We start from the raw sequence: 4,237 nt of genomic DNA on the forward strand, positions 1-4,237 counted from the left end.
AAGCCGATGAACTGCCCGATGCACGACCTGATCTTCCGGTCGCGAGGCCGCTCGTACCGCGAGCTGCCGCTTCGCATGTTCGAGTTCGGATCCGTCTACCGCTACGAGAAGTCCGGTGTGATCCACGGACTCACCCGTGTGCGCGGCATGACGCAGGACGACGCGCACATCTTCTGCACCCCGGAGCAGATGCGCGACGAGCTCACCAGCGTCCTGAAGTTCATCCTCGACCTGCTGAAGGACTACGGGCTCGACGACTACTACCTCGAACTGTCGACGAAGAATCCCAAGAAGTTCGTCGGCAGCGACGAGCTGTGGGACGTCGCGACCGACACCCTGCGTGAGGTCGCCGAGGCCTCGGGTCTGCACCTCGTCCCGGATCCGGGCGGTGCGGCCTTCTACGGTCCGAAGATCTCGGTGCAGGTCAAGGACGCCCTGGGCCGCAGCTGGCAGATGTCGACGATCCAGCTCGACTTCAATCTGCCGGAGCGATTCGAGCTCGAGTACACCGGCACCGACGGGGCGAAGCACCGGCCCGTCATGATCCACCGGGCGCTCTTCGGGTCGATCGAGAGGTTCTTCGGCGTGCTCACCGAGCACTACGCCGGTGCCTTCCCGGCGTGGCTCTCGCCCGTCCAGGTCGTGGGCATTCCTGTGGCCGCGGACTTCGAGGACCACCTGTTCGACGTCGTGGGCAAGCTGAAGGCGCAGGGGATCCGGGCCGAGGTCGATGTCTCCGACGACCGTATGCAGAAGAAGATCCGCACCCACACCACGCAGAAGGTGCCGTTCATGCTGCTCGCCGGTGAGCGCGACGTCGCGGCGGGCGCGGTCAGCTTCCGTTTCCGCGACGGCACGCAGGTCAACGGCGTGCCGGTCGACGAGGCCGTGCGAATCGTTACCGAATGGGTCCGCCGCCGCGAGAACGCTTCGCCCACCGCCGAGCTCGTCGGTTCCGGTGGGGAAGGCAGCCCGTCGTGACGGGCGATCGCACTCCGGGGCCGGCCGACATCCCCGCGACCGACGACAGTCCCGCGTCGATGGTCGATCGCGGTGTGGGGGAGTCCGACCACCTGCAGCGCCTGTGGTCGCCGCACCGGATGTCGTACATCACCGAGTCCCCGCGAGGTCGCGACGAGCCGTACGAGCCCTTCACTGACATCCCGAAGATGTCCGACGAGGAAGGTCTCGTCGTCGCTCGCGGCGAAACGGTGTACGCGGTGCTCAACCTGTACCCGTACAACCCGGGGCACCTGATGGTCGTGCCGTACCGCCGGGTCGCCAACCTCGAGGATCTGACGCCCGACGAGAGCGCCGAGCTCATGCAGTTCGCCCAGCGTGCGCTTCGGGTCATCAAGCGGGTGTCGCGTCCGCACGGCTTCAATGTGGGCCTGAACCTCGGTGCCGCGGCAGGAGGTTCGCTGGCCGAACATCTGCACCTGCACGTCGTGCCGCGCTGGGGTGGTGACGCCAACTTCATCACGGTCCTCGGCGGGTCGAAGGTGATGGTGCAGCTGCTGCGCGACACCCGTGCACTGCTCGCCTCGGCATGGGACGAGTGAGGGCGCGTCCCGAGCCGGCGAGATCGCAGCGCACCCCCGGTGTCGCCTGCAGATCTGCTGCGAGCCACCCGCGCATCTTCGGCTCGACTCGTGGCAGGATCGGATTCCGGACACAACGGTCGGACGGGAAGACAGGGGTCGCGGGATGCTGAGCTTCTTCGGGCGTGCGTCGGTGTCGAAGGTCACCGCGCCGCTCGGTAAGGCCCTGATCCGCACCGGCCTGACTCCGGATGCGGTCACCCTGGTCGGCACCGTCGCCACGGTCGCCGCCGCCGTGACCCTGTTCCCCGTGGGGTACCTGTTCTGGGGCGCGATGGTCATCTGGCTGTTCGTGATGTTCGACATGCTCGACGGCGCGATGGCGCGGGCCCGCGGTGGTGGAACCCGGTTCGGCGCGGTCCTCGACGCGACCTGCGACCGGATCGCCGACGGCGCGATCTTCGCCGGTCTCGCGTGGTGGGCGGTCTACCACGAGCAGAGTCGTCCGCTGTTCGTCGCCACCCTGCTCTGTCTGGTGACCTCGCAGGTCATCTCGTACGCGAAGGCACGCGCCGAGGCGAGCGGACTGTCCGCCGACGGCGGCCTGATCGAGCGTCCCGACCGGCTCGTGATCGTGCTCGTGGGAGCGGGCCTCACCGGACTCGGCCTCGACTGGGCGATCCACATCGCGATGTGGCTGCTCGTCGCCGGATCGGTCATCACGGTCTTCCAGCGGGTGCTCGCCGTCCGCAACTCCGAAGGGGCGCGCGAACTGCTCCCCATCACGCCGGCCGGGAGCAGTGACACCGCTTCCCGGGACGACGGGGGAACGCAGTGAGCTTCGCCGAGAACGCATCCGATCTGGCGTACGCGGGCGGCTGGCGCCTGGTCCGGGCATTGCCCGACGGCGTCGCGCGACGGCTGTTCGACGCCGGCGCCGACGTCGCGGCACGCCGCGGCGGCGGACCGCAGCAACTACGACGCAATCTCGGGCGGGTGCTCGGGGTGCAACCGCACGAGGTGCCCGACGAGCTGATCCGCAGTTCGGTGCGGTCCTACGCGCGCTACTGGCGTGAGGCGTTCCGCCTGCCGTCGATGGATCTCGACGCGACGGCGGCGTCGATCGATGCGTCCATCGAGGGCCGCGAGCACATCGAGGCGGCGCTGGGCGCCGGTCGCGGCGCGATCCTCGCCCTGCCGCACAGCGGGAACTGGGACCTCGCCGGGGTGTGGTGCGTCCGCTACTTCGGGGGATTGACGACGGTCGCGGAACGCTTGCAACCGGAATCCCTCTACCGGCGCTTCCTCGAGTACCGCGAGGGGCTCGGGTTCGAGATCTTCCCGTCGAGCGGCGGCGAGACACCGCCCTTCGGGGAGCTGGCTGCGCGGCTGCGCGACAACCGGATCGTGTGCCTGCTCGGAGAACGCGACCTCGCCCGCAGGGGAGTCCCGGTCACCTTCTTCGGCGAACCGACCCGGATGCCCGCCGGACCGGCGAAACTTGCCATCGACACCGGCGCAGCTCTGTTACCGGTGCACTGCTGGTTCACCGAGGACGGCTGGGGGTTCCGCGTGGATCCGGAGATCGACGTGAGCGTCGGGCTCGACGCGGCCACGCAGATCCTCGCCGACCGGTTCGCCACGAACATCGCCGCACACCCCGAGGACTGGCACATGCTGCAACCGTTGTGGCTCGACGATCTGTCGGAGGCCCGCCGCGCCCGGATGGAGGCGTAGGTGAGGATCGGGATGGTCTGCCCGTACTCCTTCGACGTTCCGGGCGGAGTACAGGCACACGTCGTGGATCTCGCCGAGGTCCTCATCGGCCGCGGGCACGAGGTGAGCGTGCTGGCACCCGCGTCGGAGACGACGGCCCTGCCCGACTTCGTCGTCTCTGCGGGCCGCGCCGTCGCCATTCCCTACAACGGGTCGGTCGCGCGACTGAGCTTCGGGCCGGTCTCCTACGCGCGGGTCCGCCGCTGGATCAACGACAACGACTTCGACGTCCTCCACATCCACGAACCGAACGCGCCGAGCCTGTCGATGCTCGCGCTCAAGGTGGCCGAGGGACCGATCGTGGCGACCTTCCACACATCCACGACGAAATCGCTGGTGCTCAGCACCTTCCAGGGTGTTCTGCAGCCCTATCTCGAGAAGATCAGCGGCCGGATCGCGGTCTCCGAGCTCGCCAGGCGGTGGCAGGTCACTTCCCTCGGTGCCGACGCGGTCGAGATCCCCAACGGTGTCGACGTGCCGTTCTTCCGGCATGCCCCGCTGCTGCCCGGCTACCCGCGAGCGGGCCGCACCGTGCTGTTCCTCGGCCGGTACGACGAATCCCGCAAGGGCATGGAGGTTCTGCTCGGCGCGCTGCCCGCTCTCGTCGCGCGTCACCCCGATATCGAGATTCTCGTGGTCGGCCGGGGCGACGAGGACCGCTTGCGGAAGGAAGCCGGACGCTACTTCCGGCACCTGCGCCTCCTCGGGCAGGTCGACGACGACGACAAGGCGTCCGCGATGCGCAGCGCCGATGTGTACTGCGCGCCGAACCTCGGTGGTGAGAGCTTCGGTATCGTGCTCGTCGAGGCCATGGCAGCGGGGACGGCCGTCGTCGCCTCCCAGCTAGACGCCTTCCGCCGGGTGCTGCGCGACGGGCAGGCGGGTGTCCTCGTCCCGGTCGGCGACGCCGACGCACTCGC

The 4,237-nt window shown here is 68.8% G+C and carries 5 protein-coding genes; all 5 read left to right on the forward strand.

The window, feature by feature from the left end; genetic code table 11:
- Positions 1-981 (forward strand): threonine--tRNA ligase (gene thrS, locus R1101_RS0117135; protein WP_016934593.1); only part of this gene is annotated, 981 nt, incomplete at its 5' end.
- 59 nt (positions 982-1,040) lie between these two features.
- Positions 1,041-1,562, forward strand: a complete 522-nt coding sequence (locus R1101_RS0117140) for an HIT family protein (protein ID WP_051017579.1) — start codon at positions 1,041-1,043, stop codon at positions 1,560-1,562.
- A gap of 145 nt (positions 1,563-1,707) precedes the next feature.
- Entirely contained in the window at positions 1,708-2,379 is a 672-nt protein-coding gene (pgsA, locus tag R1101_RS0117145) for a phosphatidylinositol phosphate synthase (RefSeq protein ID WP_016934595.1), read from the forward strand.
- Positions 2,376-3,278 carry a phosphatidylinositol mannoside acyltransferase gene (locus tag R1101_RS0117150; RefSeq protein ID WP_016934596.1) on the forward strand — a complete coding sequence of 301 codons (903 nt, stop codon included), beginning with the start codon at positions 2,376-2,378 and terminating at the stop codon, positions 3,276-3,278. The genes pgsA and R1101_RS0117150 overlap by 4 nt, the downstream gene beginning before the upstream one ends.
- On the forward strand, positions 3,279-4,237 hold a 959-nt coding region (locus R1101_RS0117155), incomplete at its 3' end, for a glycosyltransferase family 4 protein (RefSeq protein WP_016934597.1).

The organism is Rhodococcus sp. R1101, assembly GCF_000278445.1.
GTDB classification, from domain to species: Bacteria; Actinomycetota; Actinomycetes; order Mycobacteriales; family Mycobacteriaceae; genus Rhodococcus; species Rhodococcus gordoniae.